The 26,257-nt window shown below is 64.2% G+C and carries 25 protein-coding genes and 1 tRNA gene; 19 read left to right on the top strand and 7 right to left on the bottom strand.

All coding sequences use genetic code 11. The annotated features are described in order from the left end of the window. Positions 1–276 precede the first annotated feature (276 nt). A tRNA-Met gene (locus BRA1253DRAFT_RS27010) sits at positions 277–353 on the bottom strand. Between the two features lie 312 nt (positions 354–665). Between BRA1253DRAFT_RS27010 and BRA1253DRAFT_RS27005 the strand changes: the two genes are divergently transcribed. From BRA1253DRAFT_RS27005 to BRA1253DRAFT_RS26985, 5 genes are all read left to right on the top strand, one after another. Beyond that, a complete protein-coding gene (locus tag BRA1253DRAFT_RS27005) occupies positions 666–2,111 on the top strand; it encodes a coniferyl aldehyde dehydrogenase (protein WP_007599610.1) in 1,446 nt (481 codons plus the stop codon). Positions 2,112–2,226: 115 nt separating this feature from the next. Then, the gene (locus BRA1253DRAFT_RS27000) at positions 2,227–3,819 is read left to right on the top strand and encodes a GMC family oxidoreductase (protein ID WP_007599606.1); all 1,593 of its coding nucleotides are present in this window, start codon (positions 2,227–2,229) and stop codon (positions 3,817–3,819) included. A 104-nt stretch (positions 3,820–3,923) separates the two neighbouring features. Further along, complete coding sequence (locus BRA1253DRAFT_RS26995; RefSeq protein ID WP_007599604.1) at positions 3,924–4,436, top strand: CvpA family protein; 513 nt, start codon at positions 3,924–3,926, stop codon at positions 4,434–4,436. A 131-nt stretch (positions 4,437–4,567) separates the two neighbouring features. After that, a complete protein-coding gene (locus tag BRA1253DRAFT_RS26990) occupies positions 4,568–5,350 on the top strand; it encodes an SDR family oxidoreductase (protein ID WP_007599602.1) in 783 nt (260 codons plus the stop codon). Then, complete coding sequence (locus BRA1253DRAFT_RS26985; RefSeq protein WP_007599601.1) at positions 5,347–6,336, top strand: NADPH:quinone reductase; 990 nt, start codon at positions 5,347–5,349, stop codon at positions 6,334–6,336. The genes BRA1253DRAFT_RS26990 and BRA1253DRAFT_RS26985 overlap by 4 nt, the downstream gene beginning before the upstream one ends. Positions 6,337–6,348: 12 nt before the next feature. On the opposite strand, the gene BRA1253DRAFT_RS26980 is transcribed toward BRA1253DRAFT_RS26985, so the two are convergent. Then, positions 6,349–6,828 carry a DUF3775 domain-containing protein gene (locus BRA1253DRAFT_RS26980; RefSeq protein ID WP_007599599.1) on the bottom strand — a complete coding sequence of 160 codons (480 nt, stop codon included), beginning with the start codon at positions 6,826–6,828 and terminating at the stop codon, positions 6,349–6,351. 123 nt (positions 6,829–6,951) lie between these two features. On the opposite strand from BRA1253DRAFT_RS26980, the gene BRA1253DRAFT_RS26975 reads away from it, so the two are divergent. The 8 genes from BRA1253DRAFT_RS26975 (at position 6,952) to BRA1253DRAFT_RS26940 (ending at position 15,654) form a co-directional block, all read left to right on the top strand. Next, entirely contained in the window at positions 6,952–7,800 is an 849-nt protein-coding gene (locus tag BRA1253DRAFT_RS26975; RefSeq protein WP_007599596.1) for an MBL fold metallo-hydrolase, read from the top strand. A 129-nt stretch (positions 7,801–7,929) separates the two neighbouring features. Beyond that, entirely contained in the window at positions 7,930–8,772 is an 843-nt protein-coding gene (locus BRA1253DRAFT_RS26970) for a fumarylacetoacetate hydrolase family protein (RefSeq protein WP_007599594.1), read from the top strand. A gap of 143 nt (positions 8,773–8,915) precedes the next feature. Further along, the gene (locus BRA1253DRAFT_RS26965) at positions 8,916–9,527 is read left to right on the top strand and encodes a glutathione S-transferase family protein (RefSeq protein ID WP_007599593.1); all 612 of its coding nucleotides are present in this window, start codon (positions 8,916–8,918) and stop codon (positions 9,525–9,527) included. Between the two features lie 24 nt (positions 9,528–9,551). After that, positions 9,552–10,745: a serine hydrolase gene (locus tag BRA1253DRAFT_RS26960; RefSeq protein WP_007599590.1), complete on the top strand. Its 1,194-nt coding sequence runs from the start codon at positions 9,552–9,554 to the stop codon at positions 10,743–10,745. A gap of 16 nt (positions 10,746–10,761) precedes the next feature. Further along, positions 10,762–11,631, top strand: a complete 870-nt coding sequence (locus BRA1253DRAFT_RS26955; RefSeq protein WP_007599589.1) for an MBL fold metallo-hydrolase — start codon at positions 10,762–10,764, stop codon at positions 11,629–11,631. 133 nt (positions 11,632–11,764) lie between these two features. Further along, positions 11,765–12,916, top strand: a complete 1,152-nt coding sequence (locus BRA1253DRAFT_RS26950; RefSeq protein WP_007599588.1) for an alpha/beta fold hydrolase — start codon at positions 11,765–11,767, stop codon at positions 12,914–12,916. Positions 12,917–12,978: 62 nt separating this feature from the next. Next, complete coding sequence (gene mbfA / locus BRA1253DRAFT_RS26945) at positions 12,979–13,950, top strand: iron exporter MbfA (RefSeq protein ID WP_007599587.1); 972 nt, start codon at positions 12,979–12,981, stop codon at positions 13,948–13,950. Positions 13,951–14,181: 231 nt separating this feature from the next. After that, a complete protein-coding gene (locus tag BRA1253DRAFT_RS26940) occupies positions 14,182–15,654 on the top strand; it encodes an amidase (protein ID WP_007599586.1) in 1,473 nt (490 codons plus the stop codon). A gap of 29 nt (positions 15,655–15,683) precedes the next feature. On the opposite strand, the gene BRA1253DRAFT_RS26935 is transcribed toward BRA1253DRAFT_RS26940, so the two are convergent. Continuing rightward, complete coding sequence (locus BRA1253DRAFT_RS26935; RefSeq protein WP_007599585.1) at positions 15,684–16,166, bottom strand: CinA family protein; 483 nt, start codon at positions 16,164–16,166, stop codon at positions 15,684–15,686. A 168-nt stretch (positions 16,167–16,334) separates the two neighbouring features. Between BRA1253DRAFT_RS26935 and BRA1253DRAFT_RS26930 the strand changes: the two genes are divergently transcribed. Genes BRA1253DRAFT_RS26930 through BRA1253DRAFT_RS26920 form a run of 3 tightly spaced genes read left to right on the top strand, consistent with a single transcriptional unit; the run spans position 16,335 to position 18,939 of the window. Further along, positions 16,335–17,393, top strand: coding sequence for an amidohydrolase family protein (locus BRA1253DRAFT_RS26930; RefSeq protein WP_007599583.1), 1,059 nt, complete (start codon positions 16,335–16,337; stop codon positions 17,391–17,393). A 23-nt stretch (positions 17,394–17,416) separates the two neighbouring features. Then, positions 17,417–18,526: an amidohydrolase family protein gene (locus BRA1253DRAFT_RS26925; protein WP_007599580.1), complete on the top strand. Its 1,110-nt coding sequence runs from the start codon at positions 17,417–17,419 to the stop codon at positions 18,524–18,526. Next, positions 18,526–18,939 carry a Rieske (2Fe-2S) protein gene (locus BRA1253DRAFT_RS26920; RefSeq protein ID WP_007599578.1) on the top strand — a complete coding sequence of 138 codons (414 nt, stop codon included), beginning with the start codon at positions 18,526–18,528 and terminating at the stop codon, positions 18,937–18,939. Before BRA1253DRAFT_RS26925 ends, BRA1253DRAFT_RS26920 begins: the two co-directional genes overlap by 1 nt. Positions 18,940–19,022: 83 nt before the next feature. Here the strand turns inward: BRA1253DRAFT_RS26920 and BRA1253DRAFT_RS26915 are convergent, their stop codons facing one another. Next, positions 19,023–20,354, bottom strand: a complete 1,332-nt coding sequence (locus BRA1253DRAFT_RS26915) for an MFS transporter (RefSeq protein ID WP_007599577.1) — start codon at positions 20,352–20,354, stop codon at positions 19,023–19,025. A gap of 141 nt (positions 20,355–20,495) precedes the next feature. Then, positions 20,496–21,395 carry a transcriptional regulator GcvA gene (locus tag BRA1253DRAFT_RS26910; protein ID WP_007599576.1) on the bottom strand — a complete coding sequence of 300 codons (900 nt, stop codon included), beginning with the start codon at positions 21,393–21,395 and terminating at the stop codon, positions 20,496–20,498. 110 nt (positions 21,396–21,505) lie between these two features. Here BRA1253DRAFT_RS26910 and BRA1253DRAFT_RS26905 point away from each other — a divergent pair, with 110 nt between their 5' ends. Both BRA1253DRAFT_RS26905 and BRA1253DRAFT_RS26900 read left to right on the top strand, forming a co-directional pair. Then, entirely contained in the window at positions 21,506–21,709 is a 204-nt protein-coding gene (locus tag BRA1253DRAFT_RS26905) for a DUF1127 domain-containing protein (protein ID WP_007599575.1), read from the top strand. Between the two features lie 79 nt (positions 21,710–21,788). Continuing rightward, entirely contained in the window at positions 21,789–22,412 is a 624-nt protein-coding gene (locus BRA1253DRAFT_RS26900) for a GNAT family N-acetyltransferase (protein WP_007599574.1), read from the top strand. A gap of 143 nt (positions 22,413–22,555) precedes the next feature. Here the strand turns inward: BRA1253DRAFT_RS26900 and BRA1253DRAFT_RS26895 are convergent, their stop codons facing one another. Then, positions 22,556–23,386 (bottom strand): enoyl-CoA hydratase, encoded by an 831-nt coding sequence (locus tag BRA1253DRAFT_RS26895; protein WP_007599573.1) that lies wholly within the window; start codon positions 23,384–23,386, stop codon positions 22,556–22,558. 111 nt (positions 23,387–23,497) lie between these two features. Continuing rightward, positions 23,498–24,199: an SDR family NAD(P)-dependent oxidoreductase gene (locus tag BRA1253DRAFT_RS26890; RefSeq protein WP_007599572.1), complete on the bottom strand. Its 702-nt coding sequence runs from the start codon at positions 24,197–24,199 to the stop codon at positions 23,498–23,500. A gap of 232 nt (positions 24,200–24,431) precedes the next feature. On the opposite strand from BRA1253DRAFT_RS26890, the gene BRA1253DRAFT_RS26885 reads away from it, so the two are divergent. Further along, positions 24,432–26,216, top strand: coding sequence for an acyl-CoA dehydrogenase family protein (locus BRA1253DRAFT_RS26885; protein WP_007599571.1), 1,785 nt, complete (start codon positions 24,432–24,434; stop codon positions 26,214–26,216). Positions 26,217–26,257 lie beyond the last annotated feature (41 nt).

Here is a 26,257-nt window from a genome sequence, read left to right as displayed (position 1 = left end):
TCTCCTTCCGAACGACGGCAAGCCAACAAGCGAGCACCGGACCGGTGACTCGTGTTGACGCCGGGCGCCATCCCGGGTTCCTTCCCGGACGGCATGCTCTGGACGGATCGCTCTTACGCTTGACACCTCCACCGACGGCGACGGGACGCGCTTCGGCACGGTCCGAACGAACCCAAGCTCAGCTAAGCAGGACATGCACGATCGAGGACGCCCCAAAACAAAAATGGCCCGCGTGATGCGGGCCATTTTCGGATCGGGACCGGTAAGGTCCGAACTTGGTTGCGGGGATAGGATTTGAACCTATGACCTTCAGGTTATGAGCCTGACGAGCTACCGGGCTGCTCCACCCCGCGTTAACCGTTGCTTTGCCTTCGTGAAAGTGCCGGGGACGGTGAATGAAGGGCCGGCGCTGTTCGCGTGGCTTGCTTCGTCCGTCCCAAAGGCTTCCTTGGAAGGCAACCGCGGGCAAAGCCCGTTGGGTGCGGGCGGTATGTACCAACCCGGGGTGGCTTTGGAAAGGGCTGCGGGGACGTTTTTTTCGACTTTATGACAGCGCGGTGGACGAATTTGCGGCCTGTTTGGCCCGCCCTTGCCAGAAGTTCCACAAGGGGCCAGCTTGCGGCAACAAAACCAGGCGGAAACGCCACTTCGAGGGGGAGAACGCCATGGACCACGCCTTGGACCAGCCCCCGGTGACCGCCCCGCTTGGGGCCCTCGAAGACGCCTTCCATGCCATGGTCGCGCGGTCGCGGGCCGAGCCGGCGGCTGGCCTTGCCGAGCGGCTCGACCGGCTGGCACGGCTGCGCACTGTCGTCGCCGACAACGAGGAGCGCTTCCGGCAGGCGATCTCGGCGGATTTCGGCCACCGCTGCGCGGTCGAGACCAATATCGCCGAGACTATGATGGTGTTCTCCGAGATCCGTCATGCCAGCAAGCACCTCAAGAGCTGGATGGCGCCGCAGCGCGTTTCAACGGCGCTGCAATTCCTGCCCGCGCGCAACCGGCTGATGCCGCAGCCGCTCGGCGTCGTCGGCATCATCGCGCCGTGGAATTATCCGCTGCAGCTGACGCTCGCGCCCGCCATCGGCGCGCTTGCCGCCGGCAACCGCGTCATCATCAAGCCGAGCGAACACGTCGCCCATTTCTCAGCGCTGCTGAAGGAGACGGTCGCCGCGCGGTTCGACGCTGCGGAAGTGCTCGTCACCGGGGTCGAGGACGAGATCGCAAAAGCCTTTGCATCGCTGCCGTTCGATCATCTGGTGTTCACCGGCTCGACCCGGGTGGGACGACTGGTCGCTGAAGCCGCGGGGCGCAATCTGACGCCGGTCACGCTTGAGCTCGGCGGCAAGTCGCCTGTTATCATCGACGTCTCGGCCGACCTCGAAGAGGCCGCCGAACGCATCGCCTACGGCAAGCTGCTCAATGCCGGGCAGACCTGCATCGCGCCCGATTATGTGCTGGTGCCCGAGCGCGCGCAGCAGGCCTTCGCCGAAAAAGTCCGCGCGCAGATGCGGCGCATGTTCGGCACCGATCCCGCCAACAAGGACTACACTTCCATGATCTCCGACCGGCATTATGCGCGGCTGGAAAATCTCGTCGCGGATGCGACACGTCGCGGCGCAAAGATCCTGCAGCCGGCGAAGGCGGACGATCCCAACTGGAAGGCACACCGCAAATTCCCGCCGACGCTGATCGTGGGCGCAACCGCAGACATGGCGGTCATGCAGGAGGAGATTTTCGGCCCGGTGCTCCCCGTGCTCGGCTATCGCGAACCGGCCGATGCCATCGCCTTCGTCAACGCCCGCGACCGGCCGCTGGCGCTGTACTGGTTCGGCAAGGATCGCATTGCGCGCGACGAGGTGCTGGCGCGCACCGTCTCCGGCGGCGTCACCATCAACGACTGCCTGTTCCACTTCGCGCAAATCAACCAGCCGATGGGCGGCGTCGGCGCGTCCGGCACCGGCGCCTATCACGGTGAATGGGGCTTTCGCACGTTCAGCAAGCTGAAGCCGGTGTTCTATCGCTCGAAATTCAACCGGCTCGCCGACCTCTATCCGCCCTACGGCGGCAAGATCGCGCGGCTGGAGAAGATGATGCGGTTCATGTCGTAATTGCTCGTCATTGCGAGCGCAGCGAAGCAATCCAGACTGTCTCCGCGGTGGGATTCTGGATTGCTTCGCTTTGCTCGCAATGACGAGAAAAAAAATGCAAGAGGGGGAAACATCAGTGACCAACACATTCGATTTCGTCGTCGTGGGCGCGGGCTCTGGCGGATGCGCGGTTGCGGGGCGGCTGTCGGAGGATGCGGGGACATCCGTGGCGCTGCTCGATGCGGGCGGACGGAACGACAATTGGCGGATCACCACGCCGTTCGGACTCGCTTTGCCATACAAGGTCGCGAACTGGGGCTTCGACACCGTGCCGCAGAACGGATTGAACGGTCGTATCGGCTATCAACCGCGCGGCAAGGGGCTCGGCGGCTCCTCGGCGATCAATGCCATGGTCTATATCCGCGGCAACAAATGGGACTACGACCACTGGGCCTCGCTCGGCAATGCCGGCTGGTCGTACGCGGACGTGCTGCCCTATTTCAAGCGCTCGGAGAACAACGTCGATTTCGACGGCGAATATCACGGCAAGGGCGGCCCGCTGCATGTCAACAGACTGCGCGCCGACAATCCGATCCACGACGTCTTCCATCAGGCCGCCCGCGAGGCGCAGTTCCGCATCCGCGAGGACTTCAACGGAGAGGACCACGAAGGGCTCGGCAGCTACCAGGTGACCCAGCACAATGGCGAGCGCTGGAGCGCGGCGCGCGCCTATGTGAATCCGCACTTGGACAAGCGCGCGAATTTGCGTCTCGAGACGCAGGCGCATGCCACGCGCATCCTGTTCGAAGGTGGGCGCGCGGTCGGCATCGAATATGTCCAGGGCAAGCAGACAAAGCAGCTGCGCGCGCGGCGCGAGGTGATCCTCGCCGCCGGTGCGTTCCAGTCACCGCAATTGCTGATGCTGTCGGGTGTAGGCGATAGCAAGGCGCTTGCCGCGCACGGCATCGGCGTCGCGCATCATTTGCCGGGCGTCGGACGCAATCTGCAGGATCATCCGGATTTCGTGTTCGTCTACGCCTCCGACTATCCGCACTTCGTCCACTCTTCGATCGGTCGGCTGCCATCCCTGCTCCGCGCCATTCAGCGCTACCGCCGGGAGCGGCGCGGCCTGATGACCACCAATTTCGCCGAGTGTGGCGGCTTCCTGAAGACCCGAGCCGACCTCGATGTGCCCGACATCCAGCTGCACTTCATCATCGCGATGCTCGACGATCACGGCCGCAAGAAGCACAAGGAGGCGGGCTTCTCGTGCCACGTCTGCCTGTTGCGGCCGAAGAGCCGTGGCAGCGTCTGGCTGAAAAGCGCCGATCCCATGGCAGCGCCGATGATCGATCCGAATTTTCTTGGCGAGGCGGAGGATCTCGAGACGATGGTCGCGGGCTTCAAGACCACGCGACGGCTGATGGAGACGCCCGCGATGCGCGCGTTGCAGAAGAAGGACATGTTCACGTCCGATGTGAGAACGGACGACGACATCCGCGCCATCCTGCGCGCGCGTGTCGACACCGTCTATCACCCCGTCGGCACCTGCAAGATGGGCAAGGACGCGATGGCCGTGGTCGATCCGGCGCTGAAGGTGCATGGCGTCGGGGGTCTGCGCGTCGTCGACGCCTCGATCATGCCGACACTGATCGGCGGCAACACCAATGCGGCGACCATCATGATCGGGGAGAAGGCGGCCGATATGATCAGGGGCGAGATGCGGTAGTGTCTCCTGAGCTGTCGGAGCCAGGAAAAGTACAGACGATTTTAACGATCTGAAACCGGAATGATTGGTTCTGCGTTCACTCGTTCCATGGCAGGCTCCCGCGCATGAACAGTTTCGATCTCGCCGTCTATGCGGCGTTCGTCATCGCGATCGGCTTCGGTTTCAGGACCGGCCTGCTCGGCAGCGCCATGACGATCCTGGCCTATCTCCTCGCCGCCCCCATCGCCGTCGCGTTGATGCCGCTGATCGTCCCGCAGGTCGCGGGCAATCCGAATGCGCCGCTGTTGCAGAACTGGCTCTGGTTCTTCGTTATCTTCGTGGTGGTCGGCATGCTGTTTGGACATCTCGGCCGGCTGGCGCTGAGCGACACGATACGGCAGGCCGGCATCGGCGACCGGCTTGGCGGCGCAGCCCTCGGCGCCATCAGGGTCGGCCTCGTCGCCACCACCCTGGTGTTGGTGTTCGACCAGATCGTGCCGGCTAACCGCGAGCCGCCGTTTCTCGCCGGTTCGCACCTGCGGCCGCTGTTCTCGACGGTGGGCCGGATGGGCTTCAAGTCGCTGCCGCCGGAGGCGGCCTCCGCGATCGACCGTCTCAAGCAGGAGCGGCACATCTGATGATGCCCGCACATTTGCATCGCCGCGCAAGTGCGCATGCATTTTGATGCGAGCCAATCCCTTATCAGCGGCGCCAAGGTTGGCTAGAATAGCGGCTCTAAAAACCTAGCTGACATTACGGGAGTGAAACAGTGGATCTTGGGATCAAAGGTCGCCGCGCCATCGTCTGCGCATCCAGCAAAGGCCTCGGACGCGCCTGCGCCATCTCGCTGGCCGAGGCCGGCGTTCACGTCACGCTGACCGCGCGCGGCGCCGAGGCCCTGAAGAAGACGGCGGACGACATCCGCAAGGCCTATCCTGATGTGACCGTCACCGAGATCGTCGGCGACATCACGACGCCGGCGGGCCGCGAGGCGGTGCTGAAGGCCTGCCCCGAGCCGGATATCCTGATCAACAATGCCGGCGGACCGCCGCCCGGCGATTTCCGCAACTGGACCCGCGACGACTGGATCAAGGCGATCGACGCCAACATGCTGACCCCGATCGAGCTGATCAAATCGACCGTGGACGGCATGATGACGCGCAAATTCGGCCGCATCGTCAACATCACCTCGGCCGCGGTGAAGGCGCCGATCGACATTCTCGGTCTCTCCAACGGAGCGCGCGCCGGCCTCACCGGCTTCATTGCCGGCCTGTCGCGCAAGACCGTGATCAACAACGTCACCATCAACGGCCTGCTGCCGGGCCCGTTCGAGACCGACCGCCTGCGCAGCACCGCGAAAGGCGAATCCGAGAAGCGCGGCATCACGCCGGACCAGGTTCTGGCCGAGCGCGCCAAGCTCAATCCCGCGGGCCGCTTCGGCGACCCCGACGAGTTCGGCTACGCCTGCGCCTTCCTGTGCGGCGCCAAGGCGGGCTTCATCACCGGGCAGAACCTTCTGCTCGATGGCGGTGCATTCCCGGGAACGCTGTGAGAGCAGTCTGGTACGAGGAGACAGGACCGGCGGCGGACGTCCTCACCTATGGTGAGATGGCGACGCCGGTCGCAGGTCCAGGCGAAGTTCGTGTTCGCCTGGAAGCCTCCGGCGTCAATCCGGCCGATGTCGGCCGGCGCGGGGGCAGCTATCGCACGAAGGAATTTTCGCGTGTCATTCCGAACAGCGATGGCGCGGGCTTTATCGACCAGATCGGCGATGGCGCGACGGGGTTCAAGATCGGCGACAGGGTCTGGCTGTTCAACGGCCAGCGCAACGGCCGCGCCTTTGGCACCGCGGCCGAACATATCGCGCTTGCCGAGCACCTGGTGACGCCGCTGCCGGACAATCTCTCTTTTGCGGAAGGCGCGACGCTGGGCATTCCCGCAATGACGGCGTGGTGCTCCCTGTTTGCGGACGGGCCGATCGTCGGCAAGACCGTGCTGGTCACCGGCGGCGCGGGTGCCGTCGGGCATTACGCCGTGCAACTCGCGAAATGGGGCGGCGCGCAGGTGATCGCGACCGTCAGCTCGGCGATGAAGGGCGAGCAGGCGCGACAAGCCGGTGCCGATCTCGTGGTCAATTACAGGGACGAAGATGTCGTTGCCAAGGCGATGGCCTTCACCGGCGGACGCGGGGTCGACCACTTGGTCGATGTCGATTTCGGCGGCAACATTGCGACGACGCTGAAGTTGATGGCCATGAATTCGACCATCGCGGTCTACGCCACGAATGGCAACCGCACGCCGACCGTGCCGATACGCGAGTTGATGGAAAAGTGCATCACGCTCCGCTCGCTCGTCTTGTTCGCGCTGCCGCCGGCGCTGCTTGCGGCGGCGCAGGCCGACATCTCGAAATGGCTGGCGGCGGGACCGCGAATCCACAATGTCGCGGCGCAGTTTGCGCTGTCGGAGACGGCGCAGGCCCATATCGCCGTCGAGAAAGGCGACAAGCTCGGCACCGTGGTCGTCGACTGCGCGCGCTGATATCGGCCGGAATCACCGCTGTTGCTTGGTGGGCTCGTCTTCGTCCCGCTGGCTCGGACTGGATGAATCGGCGACTGGGTTTCCGTCGGTCCAGTCGACGCCGAATTCGTCGAGCCCGTCGGCGAGCAGATCGCCCAGCATCGGCTCACCCAGCAGATAATGCGCCGTTTCGCGCCGGGGACTGCGATACTCGGCGCGCGCCTCCACCGCGCGTGCGCGCAAATCGTCCCAATCGTCGATCGTGCCGTCGCCGCGGCCGAGCCAGGTCAGTGTGACGAGATCGATCTGCTCGTCCTCGTTCAAGGCCACGATGAAACTTCCGAGTTCGTTGACGACGGGATCGGAGCCGTCATCCTCGAGGACGTCGACCGCATCGTCATCAGTCGCATTCGAGCCGGAATCCGGATCGGAATCCGCCTGCTTGACGTCGAATTCACGCGCCTTTTCGATGATGAAGGCGACCTTCTCCGCGGAAATCGCAAGCTCTGGCATGGCTGGCCCTTTGTCTTTCCCTGGGTTCCCGCGATAACGCCGCACCGCGTCAGATGATCCATTGCGCCTGACAGCGAAACTGCGCATGTTCCCCGCCAAAGCAAGAACATGAGGATGCGCCGGATGCAGTGGAAGGTCGGCAGGGTCAAAATCACTGAGGTCGTGGAATTGGAGACGGTCGGCTCGACCCGCTTCATTCTGCCCTTGGCGAGCAATGCAGAAATCCAGAAGCTGCCCTGGCTGATCCCGCATTTCGCCACCGAAGAGGGCCGGCTGAAAATGTCAATCCATTCGCTGGTGGTGGAGACGCCGACGCGCCGCATCGTTGTCGATACCGGGCTTGGCAACGACAAGCAGGGCCGCAACGTCCCGACCTGGAACAATCGCACCACGCCGTTCCTGGAGACGATGATTGCGGCGGGCTTTCCCCCTGACAGCATCGATACCGTGCTGTGCACGCATCTTCATGTCGATCATGTCGGCTGGAACACGAAATGGGTCGACGGCAAATGGGTGCCGACCTTCCCCAACGCGCGCTATGTCTTCGGCAAGACCGAGTACGAGCATTGGCGCGACCATTCCACCGAGCCGGACAAGCAGGCCGTGTTTGGCGATTCCGTGAAGCCGATCGTCGATGCCGGCCGGGCCGAGTTGGTCGCGAGCGACCACCGGCTCAGCGAGGAGATCAGCATGATCCCGACCCCCGGCCACAGCCCCGGGCATATGAGCATTCTGATCCAGTCGGACGGCGAGCAGGGACTGCTGACGGGCGACGTTGCCCATCATCCCTGTCAGATGGCGCATCTCGGCTGGTCCTCGACCGCGGATTCCGACCAAAGCCAATCTGCCGCGACGCGGCGCGAATTGTTCGGCCGGTTTGCCGACACCCCGACGCTGGTGATCGGCGGGCATTTTTCGGCCGGGCACATCAAGCGGGACGGGGACGCATTCAGGTTCGAGGCGCTGGCCTAGTCTCGTGCCCCGGACGAACCTCCCGAATTGAGAGGGCTGCAATGCGCCCCTCTTTGAGCGGTTGAATTTCCCGCCGCCCTGTTCCATGAAGCTGTTCAACCGATCGGTCCAGTCCAGGGAGAAACGAGAATGAAGCTTGTTCGTTATGGCGAGAAGGGTGCGGAAAAGCCCGGCCTGATCGACAAATCCGGCCAGTTGCGCGACCTTTCGGCGCATGTGAAGGACCTGACCGGCGAGGCCTATTCGCCCGAGAGCCTGAAGAAGCTGGCGGCGCTCGATCCGGCCTCGCTGCCCGCCGTCTCCGGCAAGCCGCGGTTCGGCGCCCCCGTCACCGGCATGTCGAAATTCGTCGCGATCGGCCTCAACTACAGCGACCACGCCAAGGAGACCGGCGCGGAGATCCCGAGCGAGCCGATCATTTTCATGAAGGCCAACACCTCGCTGTCCGGCCCGAACGACGCCGTCGAGAAGCCGCGCGGCTCGACCAAGCTCGACTGGGAGGTCGAGATCGCCGCGATCATCGGCACGCGCGCAAAATACGTCTCTGAAGCCGACGCGCTCAACCACGTCGCCGGTTACTGCGTCTGCAACGACGTCTCCGAGCGCGCCTTCCAGATCGAGCGCCTGGGTCAGTGGACCAAGGGCAAGTCGCACGACACGTTCGGCCCGCTCGGCCCCTGGCTCGCCACCAAGGACGAGATCAAGGACGTGCAGAACCTGCCGATGTGGCTCGACGTCAACGGCCAGCGCCGCCAGACCGGCTCGACCAAGACCATGATCTTCTCGATGGCCAAGTGCATCTCCTATGTCTCGCAGTTCATGACGCTGCTGCCGGGCGACATCATCACGACGGGCACCCCGCCCGGCGTCGGCCTCGGCATGAAGCCGCCGACCTTCCTCAATGTCGGCGACGTCATCACGCTCGGCATCGAGGGCCTCGGCGAGCAGCGCCAGGAGATCGTCGCGGCGTAAGCCGCGATCATCACTGTCGCCACGCCGTCATTGCGAGCGAAGCGAAGCAATCCAGAGATCGTCCGGCGGAGACAGCCTGGATTGCTTCGTCGCTTCGCTCCTCGCAATGACGAACTAAAACTTTCATTTTTTGGATACTCGCCATGAAGCTCACCTTCTCCCCCGCCTCGCCCTTCGCCCGCAAGGTGCGCATCGCCGCGATCGAGCTCGGGCTGATCGACAAGATCGAGTTCACGCCGGCAGCCGTCGCGCCCGGCACGGCCAACGAGGACTATTCGAAGATCACGCCGCTGAAGAAGCTACCGGTCCTGATCACCAATGACGGCGACGTTATTTTGGACTCGTACGTCATCGTCGAATATCTCAACGAGATGGCCGGCGGCAGCCTGATCCCGGACTACGGTCCGCGCCGCTGGAAGGCCAAGACCAATCATGCCCTGATCAACGGCATGCTCGATTCCATGCTGCTGTGCCGCTACGAGAAGATGGTGCGGCCGCAGGGCCTGCAATGGCAGGCGTGGTCGGACGACCATTGGAACCGGGCCTGGACCGGAATGGCGCGCTTCGAGAACATGCCCGAGGTGCTGAACGGCCCCTTCGACATCTCGCAGATCGGCCTCGTCTGCGTGCTCGGCTATGCCGACTTCCGCTTTGCCGATTGCGGCTGGCGCAAGGCCTATCCGAAGCTCGACGCGTTCCACCAGAAGATGCTGGAGCGGCCCTCCGTGAAGATCTCGGTGCCGCCGGCGGCGTAGTATCGCGACTGCGGGAGAAGGATGATGCGCGATCGCTTCCCCCGCCTCAGCATTCTCGGCGCGAGCCTCATGCTCGCGTTGACCGTCTCAACCACTTCCGTGCAAGCCGACGGCATGGTGCCTGGACAGCGAAACCTCGCCTGCGAGCCGCCATCGTCAACCGACGACGGCTGGACGACTGCGTCGCCCGACAGCGTCGGCATGGACGGCGCAAAACTTTGCGGGATCGCCGCACGACTCGAACAACGCGCGACTTCGGTTCATTCGGTTGTCGTCGCGCGCCACGGCAAGCTCGTCTTCGAGCAATACTTCGCCGGCTACGATCAACCCTGGGGACAGCCGGAAGGCCAGCACGAATTCACCGCGACGACGAAGCACGACATGCGTTCGGCATCGAAGAGTGTCGTTTCGCTGCTCATCGGTATCGCGATCGATCGCAAGCTGATCGAAGGCGTCGACGAACCTGTGCTCAAATTCTTCCCCGACCATCAGGCGGTGAAGCAGGCGGGCTGGGAGGCCATCACGCTGCGCCATCTGCTGACGATGTCCTCGGGAATGAAATGGGACGAGGCGCGGGCATGGACCGATCCGAACAACGACGAGCCGCATCTCACCTTTGAAGCCGATCCGATTGATTATGTGCTCGGAAGGCCGGTCGCCGCGCCGCCGGATGTGCTCTGGACCTATAATGGCGGCGGGACTGAACTGCTCGGCAATATCCTTGAACGCGTCTCGGGCAAGCCGCTGGAGACGTTTGCGCGCGAGGCGCTGTTCCAGCGGCTCGGGATCGCCGATTTCGCGTGGAAGGCCTACCCGAAGAACGGCAAGATCGCGGCGGCCGCCGGCCTGCGCTTGCGTCCGCGAGATGCCGCCAAGCTCGGCCAGCTCGTGCTCGATCGCGGCCAGTGGAACGGCCAACAAATCGTCTCGGCCGATTGGATTGCACAATCGATCGCACCGCGCTTCCAGGCGATCGGCTATTTCGGCGGCACGCTGTTCTACGGCTATCAATGGTGGATGGGCCGCTCGCTGGCCGGCGGGAGGGAAATCAAATGGGTTGGCGCCTTCGGCTGGGGCGGACAACGCATTTTCATCGTGCCCGAGCTTGATCTCGTCATGATGACCACCGCTGCCCAATACGGCCAGCCGAAGGAAGGGCTGGCCGCGATCGACGTCCTCTCCAACATCGTCATTCCATCCGTGCGTGACGCACGCTGAGTGCAAGGAAGCGAGCATGAGCCTGAAATACGCGGTTGGCGACCTCACCATCCATCGCGTCGTCGAGCAGGAAACCTCGTTCGTGCCGGCGCTGGAGATGTTGCCGGGGCTGACACCGGAGCTGCTGGCTGAGAACCGGGCGTGGATGAGGCAGGCGAAAGCCCTGGATGACAGCGACACGTTGATGCTGTGCTTCCAGTCCTATGTGATCAAGACGCCGCACCACACCATTCTGGTCGACAGCTGCATCGGCAACGACAAGCCGCGGCCGCAGCGTCCGAAATGGAACATGAAGACCGACGACACCTATCTGCGCGGACTCAACGCTGCCGGATTCTCGCCTGACGACATCGACTTCGTGATGTGCACGCATCTGCATGTCGATCACGTCGGCTGGAACACGCGGCTGGAGAACGGCCGCTGGGTGCCGACCTTCCCGAAAGCGCGCTACGTCTTCGCCAAGCAGGAATTCGATCATTGGACCGAGCAGAATGCGAAGGCGGAGGTGCCGCCGTTCGTGGACAGCGTGCTGCCGGTGGTCGAGGCCAAACGCCACGAGCTTGTCGGCAACGATCACCAGATCGGCGATCACGTTCGTATTCTGCCGACGCCGGGCCACACGCCGGGCCATATCGCCATCACGATGGGACACGGCAAGGACGACGCCGTGTTCTCCGGCGACCTCATGCACTCGCCGATCCAGACGCTCTATCCGGAGATGTCGGTGAAATTCGACCTCGATCAGGCCAAGGCGGCAACGACGCGCCGCAGCTTCCTGGAACGCTATTGCGACACCGACACGCTGTGCTGCACCGCGCATTTCCCCTCGCCGTCGGTAGGAAAGATCCGGCGCAAGGGCAGCGGCTTCGTCTGCGCGGCGGTGTGATCTAGCCGAGATCCCGTAGGGTGGGCAAGGCGAAGCGTGCCCACCATGCCAAACGCGTTATAGAATGATGGTGGGCACGGCGCGCGAAGCGCGCCTTTGCCCACCCTACGATTCCACCCGTGTGGAGAAAGCAATGACCAACCTCCCCGAGATCCCTCTCCCCGCCGGCATCCGCTCACGCTATGTCGACGATATCAACGGCTTGCGCCTGCATGTGCTGGAGGCAGGCTTCGAGACCAAGGGGCGGCCCTGCATCCTGCTGCTGCACGGCTTTCCCGAGCTCGCCTTCTCCTGGCGCAAGGTGATGCCGGCGCTCAGCGCGGCCGGCTATCACGTGATCGCCCCGGACCAGCGCGGCTATGGCCGGACGACGGGATGGAGTGCGGAGTATGACGGCGACCTCGCGCCGTTTTCGCTCTTCAACCTGGTGCGGGATGCGCTCGGGCTGGTGTCGGCGTTCGGGTACAGGCAAGTCGATGTGGTCGGACATGATTTCGGCAGCCCAGTCGCGGCCTGGTGCGCGCTGATGCGGCCCGACGTGTTCCGTTCGGTGACGATGATGAGCGCGCCGTTCGGCGGAGCGCCGCCGCTGCCGTTCAACACGATCGACGCGCCGGCAAAGCCACCGTCCGAAGACCCCGTGCATCGCGAGCTCGCCGCCTTGCCGCGTCCACGCAAGCATTATCAGTGGTACTATGCGACACGCCCGGCCAATGCCGACATGCACCGCGCGGCGCAGGGCGTGCATGATTTCCTGCGGGCCTACTATCACCATAAGAGCGCGGACTGGACCGACAACAAGCCATATCCGCTGAAGTCCTGGTCGGCGAATGAGCTTGCGAAGCTGCCGACCTATTATGTGATGGACCTGAACGAGACCATGGCCGAGACGGTCGCAAAGGAGATGCCATCGCCGTCCGCGATCGCCGCCAATCAATGGCTGCCCGACCGCGAGCTCGGCTACTACAGCGCCGAATATGGCCGCACTGGATTCCAGGGCGGCCTGCAATGGTATCGCTGCGGCACATCGGGTGCGTTCAACAACCAGCTCCAGTTGCTAGCCGGCCGCACCATCGACGTCCCCTCCTGCTTCATCTCGGGCAAGCAGGATTGGGGCACCTACCAGCGTCCCGGCGTGTTCGAGGCCATGCAGGCGCGGGCCTGCACGAAGCTGCTCGGCTGCCACCTCGTCGACGGCGCCGGTCACTGGGTGCAGCAGGAGCAGCCGGCCGAGGTAAGCCGACTGCTACTCGATTTCCTAGCAAAGAGCCGCGGCGTGGTTTGACCCGGGAACCCAAGCGCCCTATATAGTTTAGAATTGTTCTAAACTAATCAGACAGGGCCGCCGTGAAGAATTTTGCCGATCTGACCGAACGCGAGGTGCTTGCGGTCGCGATCTCCTCCGAGGAGGAGGACAGCCGCATCTACATGAGCTTCGCCGAAGACCTGAAGGAGCGCTATCCGGACTCCGCCAAGATCTTCGAGCAGATGGCCGAGGAAGAGCGCGGCCATCGCCACATGCTGCTGGAAATGTACGAGCAGCGCTTCGGTCCGCATTTGCCCCCGATCCGCCGCGAGGATGTCAAAGGCTTCCTGCGCCGCCGTCCGGTCTGGCTCACCAAAAACCTGCCGCTCGACACCATCCGCAGGGAAGTCGAGACAATGGAATTGCAGGCCGAGCGCTTTTACGTGAAGGCCGCTGAACAGGCGCAAGATGTCGGCGCGCGCCGCCTGCTCGGCGATCTGGCCGAAGCCGAGAAAGGCCACGAAGAGGTGGCGGCGAAGCTAACGGACCAGATCCTGAGTTCAGACGTGCGCGCCGAGGAAGACCGCACCAACCGGCGCATGTTCGTGCTGCAATATGTGCAGCCAGGTCTCGCCGGCCTGATGGACGGCTCGGTTTCGACGCTGGCGCCGCTGTTTGCGGCTGCCTTCGCCACGCATCAGAATTGGCAAACATTTCTGGTCGGCCTCGCCGCCTCGATCGGTGCCGGCATCAGCATGGGTTTTGCGGAAGCGCTGTCCGACGACGGCTCGCTAACCGGACGTGGTTCGCCCTGGCTGCGCGGTCTCACCTGCGGCTTGATGACGACGCTCGGCGGCCTTGGGCACACCCTGCCCTATCTCGTGCCCGATAGCTGGGCCAACGCATTCTGGATCGCGACCGGAATTGCCGGAATTGTCGTGTTCTTCGAATTGTGGGCGATCGCCTTCATCCGCGCGCGCTACATGGACACGCCGTTCCTCCAGGCCGTGTTCCAGATCGTGCTCGGCGGCGCGATCGTGCTGGCGGTGGGGATCTTGATCGGCGCCGCGTAGGACGTTGTCATGCCCCGGCTTGACCGGGGCATCCAGTACGCCGCGACCTCTCCGCGTCCGATCGGCGCCGGTGGAATACTGGATCGCCCGGTCAAGCCGGGCGATGACTGCGAGTGGGTGCTTGGCTCACCGCGTTCCGTCTTGCTCACATGTCAATCGCGATCAAACGGCGGTTGCGGTGCTGGGCCAAACTGCGCATCATCGTTCGACAAGAAGAACAGGAGATGCGCCATGGCCAAATCCGAATGGAGCTTCAAGAGCGCGGTCGAACTGTCGGCCGCGTTGACCGCCAAGAAGGTTTCCGCGGTCGAGCTCACCCGCGATGCGATCGATCGCATCGAACGGCACGACGGCAAGGTCAATGCGATCTGCGTGCGGGATTTTGATCGCGCGCTGGACGCCGCACGCGAGGCGGACGCCGCATTGGCGCGCGGCGAGCGCAAGCCGCTGCTCGGCCTGCCGATGACGATCAAGGAATCCTTCAACATCGCCGGCCTGCCCACGAGCTGGGGCTGGACGCCGCAGAAAGATTTCAAGCCGGCGGACGACGCGCTGTCGATCGCCCGGGTGAAGGAGGCCGGTGGCGTTATCCTCGGCAAAACCAACGTGCCCGTGGGGTTAGCTGATTGGCAGAGCTACAACGAGATCTACGGCACGACGAACAATCCATTCGATCTCGGCCGCACGCCGGGTGGCTCGTCGGGCGGCTCGTCTGCGGCGCTGGCGGCAGGCTACGGACCACTCTCGCTCGGGTCCGACATCGGCGGCTCGCTGCGCGTGCCCGCCTTCCACTGCGGGGTCTATGCGCACAAGCCGACCTACAATCTCTGTCCAACGCGCGGCCACACGCCGCCGCCCTTTCCGGCCATCCCGATGGAGCGCGACATGGCGGTGATCGGTCCGATGGCGCGGAGCGCAGTCGACCTGCCCCTGCTCCTGGACGTGATGGCAGGCCCCGATCCGTTGGACCTGGGCATCGGATACAAGCTCGCGCTGCCGGAGGCGCGACACCGCGCGCTGAAGGATTTCCGCGTGCTGGTGATCGACAGCCATCCGCTGCTGCCTGCGAATGCCGATATTCGCAGCACGATCGAGAAGCTGGCGAAACAATTGGCGGGCGCAGGTGCAAGCATCACGCGGGAAAGCCCTCTGTTTCCCGACTTCACCGATGCCTCTCGCCTCTACATGCGCATGCTGATGAGCTTCCTCGGCGCCTTCCTTCCGCCGGACGATCTCGCGGGCGCGCGTGCCGGTGCAGCGCAGCTCTCGCCCGACGACAAGAGCCTCGCTGCCGAACGGCTGCGTGGTATCACCAGCACGCATCAGGCCTGGGTATTCGACGAAGGCGCCCGCGCCGGCCTACGCGCGCAATGGCGACACCTGTTCAGGACATTCGATGCGGTGATCTGTCCGATCATGCCCACGCCGGCCTATCCGCATGATCATTCGCCGGAGCAGGAAAAGCGCCGGATCAATATCGACGGCAAGGACCACGCCTATCCGGACCAGCTTGCGTGGCCCGGCATTGCCACGCTGACGGGCCTGCCGGCAACGGCTGTTCCACTCGGCCTGTCGAAGGACGGGCTGCCGGTCGGCGTGCAGATCATCGGGCCCTTCCTCGAGGACCGGACGCCGCTCAAGCTCGCCGAGCTGATCGAACTCGAGTTCGGCGGGTTCGTGCCGCCGAAGATGTTCGACGATTGATGCGTTCGTCGTTGCGACGGCGCGCCAGGTCACTGCTCCAGATTCTTCAGCAGCAATTTCAGCGCTGTCGCCGCAAACATCTGCATATTGGCCAAGCGGTCGTTGCTGCCCGTCTCCAGCGTCATCACCTCGATCGCGGGCCCGGCGACCGCCATGCAGCTGTGGCCCGCCGCATCGCCGTAGCGATTGCCGGTGGGACCGGACGCGCCGGTCTCGGACAGGCCCCAGTCGCAGTTTAAGCGGCTGCGCATCCGCTCGGCCAGCAGCTGCGCGTAGGGCTCCGACGAGGAACGAAAGCCCTTCATTCCTTCGTCCGAAATATCCATCAGCACGCGCCTGGCATCGCGGGTGTAGACCACGGCGCCGCCGAGGAAATAGGCGGACGCGCCGGGCACCGCGAGCAGGCTGGCCGAGATCAGGCCGCCGGTCGAGGATTCCGCCACGGCAATTGTCTGTTTGCGCGCTATCAGTTTCGCTGCGACCTGTTCCGCAACGCCGACGAGCTCTTTCATTCCTTGACCCCTTATGCCTTCGCAACCGAGCTCGGCCTTTCTAGCATATGACAGCGGCCTTGGCCGAGTTGCAGCCAACGGGCAGGCCTGCTTGAATGGCAGTCAAGAGGCGGAGCGGCCAAGCGCCGCCCGCGAGAAGACGCGACGAGGAAACGTGAAGGACACGTCATGGCGTCCCTGATCGCCGGCGGGGTGGATTGCGATGTGCATCCGGCCGTGCCGCATCTGACCAGCCTGCTGCCGTACCTGAACGACTATTGGCGCGATCAGGTGACGACGCGCGGCATGGTCGATCTCATCTCGCAATCCTACCCGCAGAACTCGCCGATCACGGCGCGGCCCGACTGGCGCCCCGAAAGCGGCAAGCCGGGCGAGAGCCTTGCGGACATGCAGCGCCATGTGCTCGATCCCTTTCAGCTCTCGCATGCCATCTGCAATCCGCTCTATGGCGTGCAGATGGTGTTTTCCGAGGATCTGCAGGCCGCCTTCTGCCGCGCACTGAACGACTGGCTCGTGAAGGAATGGCTCGATCGCGACCCGCGGCTGCGCGGCTCGATCGTGATCCCCACCCAAAGCGTCGAGAAGGCCGTCGCCGAGATCGAGCGCTGTGCGGCGGATCGCCGCTTCGTGCAGGTGCTGATGCTGGTGATGGGCGATACGCCGCTCGGAAAGCGCGCGCTCTGGCCGATCTATGAGGCGGCAGAACGGCTGGAATTACCGATCGGCATTCATGCCGGTTCCGCCTATCACAATCCGCCGACCGCCGTGGGCTGGGGTTCCTACCACATCGAGGATTATGCCGGTCAGGCCCAGGCGTTCCAGACCCAGCTCACCAGCCTGATCGTCGAGGGCGTGTTCGCCAAATATCCGCGACTGAAGATGGTGATGCTGGAATCTGGCGTGTCCTGGATCTCCCCATTTCTGTGGCGCCTGCACAAGTTCTGGCGTGGGGTGCGGATGGAGACGCCATGGGTCGATCGCGCGCCGCTGGACATTGTGCGCAGCAACATCCGCTTCTCGTTACAGCCATTCGATGCGCCGCCGGACGAGACGACATTAATTCGCCTGTTTGATCATATGCAGTCGGACGAATTGGTCGTATTCTCCACCGACTATCCGCACTGGCAGTTCGACGGCCAGGAGGCGCTGCCCGCAGGTCTCACCCCCGATCTCGTGCGCAAGATCATGATCGATAATCCGCATGCGACCTATCCCCGCCTGACTTAGCCGCTGCCAAAGGAGGCAAGGCGATGAATATTCAGTTCCGCGAAAGCTCCGAAGCCGCTTCCCCACTGACCGTCAAAACCGCAATCGCGGACTGCGACATCCATCCGGCACGCGCGACCCGCGCCGAACTCTATCCTTACCTCGCCAAACGCTGGCAGCATCATCTCGAAGTCTACGGCGTCCATGCCTATCAGGGCATGATGGAAGGTCCGCCCTATCCGAAGGCCCAACCCAACGCCTCGCGCCGCGACGCCTATCCGCCGGAAGGCGGGCCGCAGGGCTCCTCGCTGTCCTTCATGCAGAAGCAGCTGCTCGATCCCCACAACGTGCAGCTCGGCGTGCTCAATCCGCTCAACACCGGGCAGGGCATCCGCAACCACGAGCTCTCGGCCGCCTTGTGCTCGGCGATCAACGACTGGCAGATCGACAAATGGACCAGCAAGGACAAGCGGCTGAAGGCGTCCATCGTCGTCGGCAATGAGGACGGCCTGTCGGCCGCCGCGGAAATCCGCGAGCGCGCCGGCGACAACAATTTCGTCCAGGTGCTGCTGCTCAGCCGCAATGTCGAGCCGCTCGGCCAGCGCCGCTACTGGCCGATCTATCAGGCCGCGGAAGAGGCCGGCCTTCCCGTCGGCGTCCACGCCTTCGGCTTCGGCGGCAACCCGATCACGCCGTCGGGCTGGCCTTCCTATTACATCGAGGAGATGGTCGGCCACTCGCAGTGCCAGCAATCGGCGCTTGCGAGCCTGGTACTGGAGGGCGTGTTCGAGCGCTTCCCGAAATTGAAGATGGTGATGATCGAGGCCGGCTTCGGCTGGGCGCCGTCGCTGGCGTGGCGGCTCGACAAAGTCTGGCAGCGGCTGCGGAGCGAGGTGCCGCATGTCAAACGGCCGCCGTCGGAATATATCCGCGAGCAGGTGTGGTGGACGACGCAGCCGATGGAGGATCCGGAGCGGCGCGAGGACCTGTTCGACGTCATCAAGTGGATCGGCTGGGACCGGCTCCTGTTCGCCACCGACTATCCGCACTGGGATTACGACGAGCCGTCGCGCGTGTTGCCCGCGGGCGTCAGTGACGACAACCGCGAGGCGTTCTATCTCGGCAATGCGAAGAAGCTGTACGGGATCGCTTGATGGCGCGGCATGTGATTGCCGCGGTCGATGAGCTTCCGCCCGGCACGCGAAAATTTCTGGAGATCGACGGACGGCCGATCGCAATCTTCAACATCAAGGGTGAATATTTCGGCCTGATGAACCGCTGCCCGCATCAGGGCGCGGCGCTGTGCGAGGGACCCTTGATCGGGCTCGCGCAATCGAAGGATCCGGGCGAGATCGAATATACCAAGCTCGGCGAGATCATTCGCTGCCCCTGGCATGGCTGGGAGTTCGACATCCGTACCGGCCAGTCCTACTGCGACCCCCGCCGCTTCCGCGTGAAGGCCTACCCGGCTCATGTCGAGCCGGGTGCGAGCGTGGTGAAGGGGCCGTATGTCGCCGAGACGATTCCGGTCAGCGTGGAGAGCGACTACGTGGTGGTGGAGTTGTAAGCTCCCGCGGTCATTCCGGGGCGCCCGAAGGGCGAGCCCGGAGTCCATCGTGCCACGGGAGTACCAGGAGAAATGACACCGTCCTAGTGTCCCGCCACCGGCTCGACCACCGCATCATATGTCGGCACCGCCTTGCCGCCGCCCCGATACACGACCGAGGCCGCGATGACGCCAAGCAGCGCCGCAAACATCAGCCAGAAGCCGGGCGAGGCCTTGTCGCCGGTGTGCTCGATCAGCAGGGTCGAGGCGAACGGCGTGAAGGTGCCGAACAGGGCGGCCGCGAGCGCGAAGGCGAGCGAGAAGCAGGTGGTGCGGACATGCGCCGGCACGATCTCGACCAGCGCGCCGAGCATGGTGCCGCTGTAGACGCCGAAATAGAACGAGAACATCATCTCGACGGCGAGCAGCTTGCCGAAACTCGGCGCTGCCACCAGCCAGTGCAGCGCCGGATAGGCCGTGACCAGCGACAGGCAGGCGATGGTGATCAGCACCGGCTTGCGGCCGATGCGGTCCGACAAGGCGCCGCCGACCGGATTCCAGAAGAAGTTGGTCACGGCGACCAGCAGCGTCACCAACAGCGCATCCTGGCTCGACAGCTTGAGCACGGTCTTGCCGAAGGTCGGCGTGTACACCGTGACGAAGTAGAACGTCGTCGTGGTCAGGACCGCGATCATCATGCCGAGAAGGACGATGCGCCAATTGGCGAGTGCGGAGGCGAACACTTCGTTCGCCGTCGGATGCTTCTTCATGGCGAGGAAGGCCGGCGTCTCCTCGAGCGTCCGCCGCAGGAAGAAGATCAGGGGAATGATCAGGCAGCCGACGAAGAACGGAATGCGCCAGCCCCATGCGGCCACCGTGTCGGCCGGCATTACCTCGGATAGAAGGTAGCCCAGGATCGAGGCGACGAAGATCGCGACCTGCTGGCTCGACGACTGGAACGAGGTGTAGAAGCCGCGATTGCCGGGCGTCGAAATCTCCGACAGATAAACCGACACGCCACCGAGCTCGACGCCGGCGGAGAAGCCCTGCAGCAGACGGCCGATCAGCACGATGACAGGCGCGGCGATGCCGATGGTCGCGTAGCTCGGGCAGAACGCGATGACGACGGTGCCGACGGCCATGATGCCGAGCGTGACGATCAGGCCCTTGCGGCGGCCGATGCGGTCGATATAGGCGCCGAGCACAATCGCGCCGACGGGACGCATCAATGCGCCGAGCCAGAACACGCCGAAGGTGTTGAGCAGCGAGGCGGTCTCGTTGCTGGACGGGAAGAATGCCTTGCCGATGGCGGCGGCGTAGAAGCCGAACAGGAAGAAGTCGAACTGCTCGAGGAAATTGCCGCTCGTTGCGCGCAGGATCGCGCCGATGCGCGACTTGATCTCGGGCGGATTGGTCGATGCTGCTGGTCCAGCCATGGCGTTACTCCCCTGAAGACGCGGCCGGACCGGAACTCACTTCACGGCAGGCGACGGATTATTGCTGCGACAATCTGTCTTACCCCTTCCCGCGCGGGGGGGTGCGAGTCAATCGATTTTGCCGCGGAAGCTGATGATTTTTCAGGCTTTATTCCGCGTTGCGGCGATCATCCACTCACGGAATGCGGCGAGCTTCGGCGCTTCGCGGCGGCCCTCCGGCGCGACCAGGTAAAAGCCGGCATCGGCCGGCAGCGCGATCTTGAAGGGAACGACGAGCCGGCCCTTGGCAATGTCGTCCTGAACGTAGGAGGTCCGCCCCATCGCCACGCCGATGCCGTCGATGGCGGCCTGGATCGTCATGAAGATCATGTCGAAGGTGATGCCGGGCTGCCTGGCGATGTCGGCCGGCAGACCCGCCGCCGTCAACCACAGCCGCCAGTCGTCGCTGTTGGCGTTGGAGGTGTGCAGCAGCATGTGGCTCTTGAGGTCCTCGGGACAGCGCAACGGCTTGTCACCGCGCAAGAGAGACGGGCTGCACACCGGAAACAGCTCGTCCGCCATCAGCCAGTCGGCGCGCAGACCCGGCCACTGGCCGCGGCCGTAGCGGATCGCGGCATCGACATTGTCGCGCTGGAAGTCGACGAGGCTGGTCGAGGTGGTGATACGGACGTCGATGCCGGGATGGTGCTCCTGGAAATCGGTCAGCCGCGGCAACAGCCATTTTGCGGCCAGCGATGCCAGCGTCGAGACCGTCAGCACCTTGTCGTCGTCCTTGCGCAGCAGCCGGTCGGTGGCCAGCCGAAGGTCGTTGAAGGCGGCACGGACGCCCGGCAAATAGTCGCGCGCCTCCGGCGTCAGCGCCAGTGCGCGGTTCTGCCGGACGAACAGGCGGATGCCGAGCTCCTCCTCGAGCCTGCGGATCTGATGGCTGATCGCGGTCTGGGTCACGTTCAGCTCGGACGCAGCCAGTGTGAAGCTGAGATGGCGCGCGGCGGCCTCAAAGGCCCGCAATCCGTTGAGGGAGGGCAATCTGGCAGTCATCTGGCAGCAGGATACATGACGTTATTTCATGCGAAGGAGTACAAATTGTCGTTTGTCGCAGTGCACCAGCAAGCAGATATTAGCGGTCAACTTAGCTCTAGGAGCTGACAATGTCTACTTTGACCCAGAATTCGATGACAAATCATCATGCGCCCGGGCTGATCCACCAGATCGGCGAGACCCTTCACGTCTGGCACGAGCGCTACCGGACAAGGCGTGAGCTCACCAACTGGTCCGCGCGTGACCTTCAGGACGTCGGGCTGTCCTGGAGCGATGTGGCCTATGAGGCCGACAAACCCTTCTGGCGGGCCTGATTGGCCGCCAGGCCGGCGCCGCCTGACTGTGGGGCGCCGGCGGTCCCTTTTGCCTTTGGTCCCCTTGAGTGCGCGTGTCATGAGCATCCTTCGCCTGGAAGATCTGAAGCAATATTCTGACACGCTGCGCACGCGATACGGCGAGGCGCTGCGCGTTCGCTTCGTCGAACCGCGCGACACCGAGGAGCTCCAGCACTATTTTCGCTCGCTCTCGACGCGGTCCCGTTACAACCGCTTCTTCGGCGCGATCAGCGAACTGCCGCAGGGCCTGCTGCACGAATTCCTCCAGGTCGGCGAGCGCGAGCGTTTTACCGTGGTGGCGACCATGATGGTCGACGGCTTCGAGACCATCGTCGCCGAAGCGCGCTACGCACTGCATGCCGAAACCGCGACGCTTGAATTCGGTCTGTCGGTTGCCGACCGCTGGCAGGGCCACGGCATCGCCACCGCGCTGATGAAGAATCTCGAATGCCGCGCGGCCGCGCTTGGCGCCGACCACATGTTCGGCGACACGCTGCGCTCCAACGCGGCCATGATCTCGCTCGCGCGCAAATCGGACTTCGCCTTCGTCAATCATCCTGACGACTGGAAGCTGGTGCGCTTCGACAAGGAGATTTCCGTCGCACCGAAGGACATTCCCTGCGCGAGTTGGCGTCTCGTTGCCCTTTCCCGTCAGGCCGATAGCCCCTCAGCCTCGGTCTGACACCACTCGAACCCGGCTCTGGTCAAACAGCGCCGGGCTTTTTTTTATTCTTCGTAGCCCGGATGGAGCGAAGCGCAATCCGGGTTTCGGGCTTCAGCTGAAGCGTCCCGGATTTCGCTTCGCTCCATCCGGGCTACGGCTCCCTACTTCCCCGTGAACACCGCCTTGCGCTTCTCGATGAAGGCCTGCACCGCCTCCTTGTGATCGGCGGTCGCGGTCAGGCGGACCAGACGTTCGGCTTCGTGGTCGCGCGCGGTCTCGAAGTCGAACAGCAGGGCCTCGTCGAGATTGTCCTTCATGTAGCGCAGCGCGAGGCGCGGACCTTCAGCGAGGGATTTTGCCAGCGCAAAGGCCTCTGCCTGCAATTTGTCGTCGGGCACCACGCGGTTGACGAGGCCGATGGCCTCGCATCTGGCAGCATCGACCCGATCGCCGGTGAACAGCAGCTCGCGTGCCCGCGCGGTGCCGACGAGGCGCGTCAACAGCCACGCGATGCCATAATCGCCGCTGAGCGCAATGCGCGCATAGCCGGTAGCCACGAAGGCCGATTGCGCGGCAATGCGGATGTCGCAGGCCATGGCGATGGCGAGCCCCGCGCCGACCGCCGGCCCCGGCAGCGCGGCGATGGTCGGCTTGCGCACCGACACCAGCGCGCCGGTGAGCAGGCGCTGCCGCTCCTGGAGATCGGCGACCTTGTCGTCAAAGGACATTTCCAGCTTCTTCGGGTCGCGATGCGCGCCCATGCCCTTGACGTTGCCGCCCGCGCAGAACGCTTCGCCCGCGCCGGTGATCAGCAGCGCGCCGACATCGGGGTTCTCGCCGCAGGAGCGGATCATGGTGCGTAGCGCCGGGGTCAGCGCGTCCGACAGCGAGTTGCGCGCCTCCGGCCGGTTCAGCGTGATCAATGCGACGCGATCGCGGATCGCGCAGAGGAGTTCGTTGGTGCCGGTATCGATGGTGATTTCCGTGCTCATGATTCCCGCCCTTGTAGGGTGGGCAAAGCGAAGCGTGCCCACCATTTGCTGTTTCGTGGTTGATGGTGGGCACGGCGCTATGCGCCTTTGCCCACCCTACGGCAGCTTGCCTCAAAACTTCTCGACCCAGGGCCGCAGCTCCAGCTCCCAGCTCCAGGCGCTGCGCGGCTGCTGCAACACGTTCCAGTAGCTCTCCGCGATGGCATCGGGATCAAGCATCGAATCCGGCTTCTCCGGCGCTTCCGTGCGCGCTGCGCTTCTGATGCCGCCATCGATCACGAAATGTGCGACATGGATGCCTTGCGGCGACAATTCGCGCGCCATGCTCTGCGCCAGCCCGCGCAGTGCGAACTTGCCCATCGCGAATGGCGCGGACTGCGCATAGCCCTTGACGCTTGCCGAAGCGCCGGTGAACAGGATCGCGCCGTGCTGGTTCGGCAGCATGCGCCTGGCCGCCTGCTGCGCCACCAGGAAGCCGCCATAGGCGCTGACCGCAATGGCGTGCGCCACGTCGGCCGGAACGAGATCGACGAACGGCCCGCGCGCCCGGCCGCTCGCGTTGTAGACGACCAAATCGGGCGTACCGATCTCGCGTTCGACCAGGCCGAACAGGCGTTCGACCTCATCAGGGTCGGTGGCGTTGCAGGCATAGGCCTTGGCGCCGGTCTCGCTGCAGAGTGCGCCGAGCTTCTCGATTTTTCGCGCGGCCAGTGCGACGCGGATGCCCTGGGCGGACAACAGCCGCGCCAGCGAGGCGCTCAGGCCTTCGCCGGCGCCGACGATGAGGGCGATCTTGTATTTCGGGTGTTCCATGACGTGATCTCTCGAAGACGGGAAGCCGCTGATCTATGCACGGTCCGCGCGGACAACCACCCGGGGAGGATCACAATTCCGCAGAGCGAATTGCTCCGACGCGGCGATCATGCCTCCCTGACAATTTGCGGCTTTATCCGCTTTCGCGACTGGAGCATGATCGACATCATCTCAAGCGGCAAGCGCCAAATCAGCGCAAAATGACCGCAAGGCGGAAACGAAGAGGACGATCATGCACAAGCCGGCCCCTGCGCAGGCAAAACAGGTCGCGGCCGCACCATCCGGACTGCTGGCTCCCGACACTACCGGCATGAATTTCTACCGCGCCGACCAAGCCCTCACCGATCTCCTGCGCATCCATCTGCCGGAGACGCTATTCCGCCACGTCGAGCCGCATCTCGATCGCCTTGGTGAACTCGCCGGCGGACATCTCGACGATTGCGCGCGGCTCGCCGACCGGCACACGCCGGTGCTGCACCAGCGCGACAAGTTCGGCCGCGATTTGCAGTGGATCGAATACCACCCGGCCTATCGCGAGCTGGAGAAGGCAGCGTTCGGCGAGTTCGGCATCCACGCGCTCTCGATCCGCAAGGGCATCATGGGCTGGCCGGACAAGTATCCCGTCGTCGCCAAGCACGCCTTCACCTTCCTGTTCAACCAGACCGAATTCGGCATGGGCTGCCCGATCAACGTCACCGACGGCTGCGCCAAGCTGTTGGCGAATTTCGGCACCGAGGCGCTGAAGGCGAAATATCTCGATGGCCTGACCCAGACCGATATGAGCAAGCTGACGCAAGGCGGCCAGTTCATGACCGAAAAGGAAGGCGGCTCCGACGTCGGCACGCTGACCACGACGGCCGTGCAGGAAGGCGACCATTGGCGCCTTACCGGGGAAAAATGGTTCTGCTCGAACGCCGACGCAAAAATCGTGATGCTGCTGGCGCGCCCCGAAGGCGCCGGCCTCGGCACGCGCGGTGTCGGCCTGTTCCTGATGCCGCGCTTCCTCGACGACGGTTCGCAGAACCACTACCGGATCGTGCGTCTGAAGGACAAGCTCGGCACGCGCTCGATGGCCTCGGGTGAGATCAAGCTCGAAGGCGCGATCGCCTACGCGGTCGGCAAGCTCGACCGCGGCTTCGTGCAGATGGCCGAGATGGTGAACTCGTCGCGGCTGTCAAATGGCGTCAAATCCACCGCGCTGATGCGGCGGGCCTACCATGACGCGATGACGGTGGCAAAAAACCGTGTGGTGTTCGGCAACCGCATCATCGACCTGCCGCTGGGCCGGCGCCAGATACTGAAGATCATGCTGCCGGTCGAGCAAGCGTTGTCGATGAGCTTTCTCACCGCGGACGCGCTCGACCGTGCCGAGGCCGGCAGCCAGGATGCAGCCGCACTGCTGCGCATCCTGACGCCGACCTTGAAATTCCGCGCCACCCGGGACGCGCGAAAGGTTTGTGGCGATGCGCTCGAGATGCGCGGCGGCATCGGCTATATCGAGGAATTCGCGACCGCTCGGCTGCTGCGGGACGCGCATCTCGGTTCGGTTTGGGAAGGCACCGGCAACATCGTCGCGATCGATGCGCTGAGGCGCGCGGTCGGCCGCCACGGCGCCGAATCCGCGCTCGCAGCCGATCTGCACGCCCGCCTCGATGACAGCCCCTCGGTGCCGCAGGCCTGGCGCGACCGGCTGCACACTCTCACCGATCGCGCGGTCGGCTTCGCGCGCGAGGTCGCCAGCGCGGCCGACAACGAGGCCGATGCGCGCCGCGCCACAAGCCTGCTCTATCATGTCGCCAGTGCCGTCGCGCTCGCCTGGGAGGCACATCGTATTCACGACATGCGTGGCGATGCGCGAAGGCTGTTGTTGTCGCGGCTGGTGATCGATCACCGGGTGTCGCCGAGCGATCCGTTCCGGTTGACGGAAAATCCCGTGCAGCAGAAGATCGCGGCGCTTCTCCTCGGCGATCGCGCCGGTAGCATGAGCGAGGTTGGCGAACTGGTCCTGGCAGCGTAGGCTGCCACCCGCGTTCAAAGCAAAAAAGCGATAGGGAGTGC

The organism is Bradyrhizobium sp. WSM1253, assembly GCF_000244935.1.
Classification (GTDB): domain Bacteria; phylum Pseudomonadota; class Alphaproteobacteria; order Rhizobiales; family Xanthobacteraceae; genus Bradyrhizobium; species Bradyrhizobium canariense.
This window is presented reverse-complemented; position numbering and strand designations above follow the sequence as displayed.

Bases quoted from the DNA above. Each gene is read 5' to 3' on its own strand.
- BRA1253DRAFT_RS27005 (WP_007599610.1), top strand. From the start codon at position 666: ATGGACCACGCCTTGGACCAGCCCCCGGTGACCGCCCCGCTTGGGGCC.
- BRA1253DRAFT_RS26995 (WP_007599604.1), top strand. From the start codon at position 3,924: ATGAACAGTTTCGATCTCGCCGTCTATGCGGCGTTCGTCATCGCGATC.
- BRA1253DRAFT_RS26980 (WP_007599599.1), bottom strand. From the start codon at position 6,828: ATGCCAGAGCTTGCGATTTCCGCGGAGAAGGTCGCCTTCATCATCGAA.
- BRA1253DRAFT_RS26975 (WP_007599596.1), top strand. From the start codon at position 6,952: ATGCAGTGGAAGGTCGGCAGGGTCAAAATCACTGAGGTCGTGGAATTG.
- BRA1253DRAFT_RS26970 (WP_007599594.1), top strand. From the start codon at position 7,930: ATGAAGCTTGTTCGTTATGGCGAGAAGGGTGCGGAAAAGCCCGGCCTG.
- BRA1253DRAFT_RS26965 (WP_007599593.1), top strand. From the start codon at position 8,916: ATGAAGCTCACCTTCTCCCCCGCCTCGCCCTTCGCCCGCAAGGTGCGC.
- BRA1253DRAFT_RS26960 (WP_007599590.1), top strand. From the start codon at position 9,552: ATGCGCGATCGCTTCCCCCGCCTCAGCATTCTCGGCGCGAGCCTCATG.
- BRA1253DRAFT_RS26955 (WP_007599589.1), top strand. From the start codon at position 10,762: ATGAGCCTGAAATACGCGGTTGGCGACCTCACCATCCATCGCGTCGTC.
- BRA1253DRAFT_RS26950 (WP_007599588.1), top strand. From the start codon at position 11,765: ATGACCAACCTCCCCGAGATCCCTCTCCCCGCCGGCATCCGCTCACGC.
- BRA1253DRAFT_RS26940 (WP_007599586.1), top strand. From the start codon at position 14,182: ATGGCCAAATCCGAATGGAGCTTCAAGAGCGCGGTCGAACTGTCGGCC.
- BRA1253DRAFT_RS26935 (WP_007599585.1), bottom strand. From the start codon at position 16,166: ATGAAAGAGCTCGTCGGCGTTGCGGAACAGGTCGCAGCGAAACTGATA.
- BRA1253DRAFT_RS26930 (WP_007599583.1), top strand. From the start codon at position 16,335: ATGGCGTCCCTGATCGCCGGCGGGGTGGATTGCGATGTGCATCCGGCC.
- BRA1253DRAFT_RS26925 (WP_007599580.1), top strand. From the start codon at position 17,417: ATGAATATTCAGTTCCGCGAAAGCTCCGAAGCCGCTTCCCCACTGACC.
- BRA1253DRAFT_RS26920 (WP_007599578.1), top strand. From the start codon at position 18,526: ATGGCGCGGCATGTGATTGCCGCGGTCGATGAGCTTCCGCCCGGCACG.
- BRA1253DRAFT_RS26915 (WP_007599577.1), bottom strand. From the start codon at position 20,354: ATGGCTGGACCAGCAGCATCGACCAATCCGCCCGAGATCAAGTCGCGC.
- BRA1253DRAFT_RS26910 (WP_007599576.1), bottom strand. From the start codon at position 21,395: ATGACTGCCAGATTGCCCTCCCTCAACGGATTGCGGGCCTTTGAGGCC.
- BRA1253DRAFT_RS26905 (WP_007599575.1), top strand. From the start codon at position 21,506: ATGTCTACTTTGACCCAGAATTCGATGACAAATCATCATGCGCCCGGG.
- BRA1253DRAFT_RS26900 (WP_007599574.1), top strand. From the start codon at position 21,789: ATGAGCATCCTTCGCCTGGAAGATCTGAAGCAATATTCTGACACGCTG.
- BRA1253DRAFT_RS26895 (WP_007599573.1), bottom strand. From the start codon at position 23,386: ATGAGCACGGAAATCACCATCGATACCGGCACCAACGAACTCCTCTGC.
- BRA1253DRAFT_RS26890 (WP_007599572.1), bottom strand. From the start codon at position 24,199: ATGGAACACCCGAAATACAAGATCGCCCTCATCGTCGGCGCCGGCGAA.
- BRA1253DRAFT_RS26885 (WP_007599571.1), top strand. From the start codon at position 24,432: ATGCACAAGCCGGCCCCTGCGCAGGCAAAACAGGTCGCGGCCGCACCA.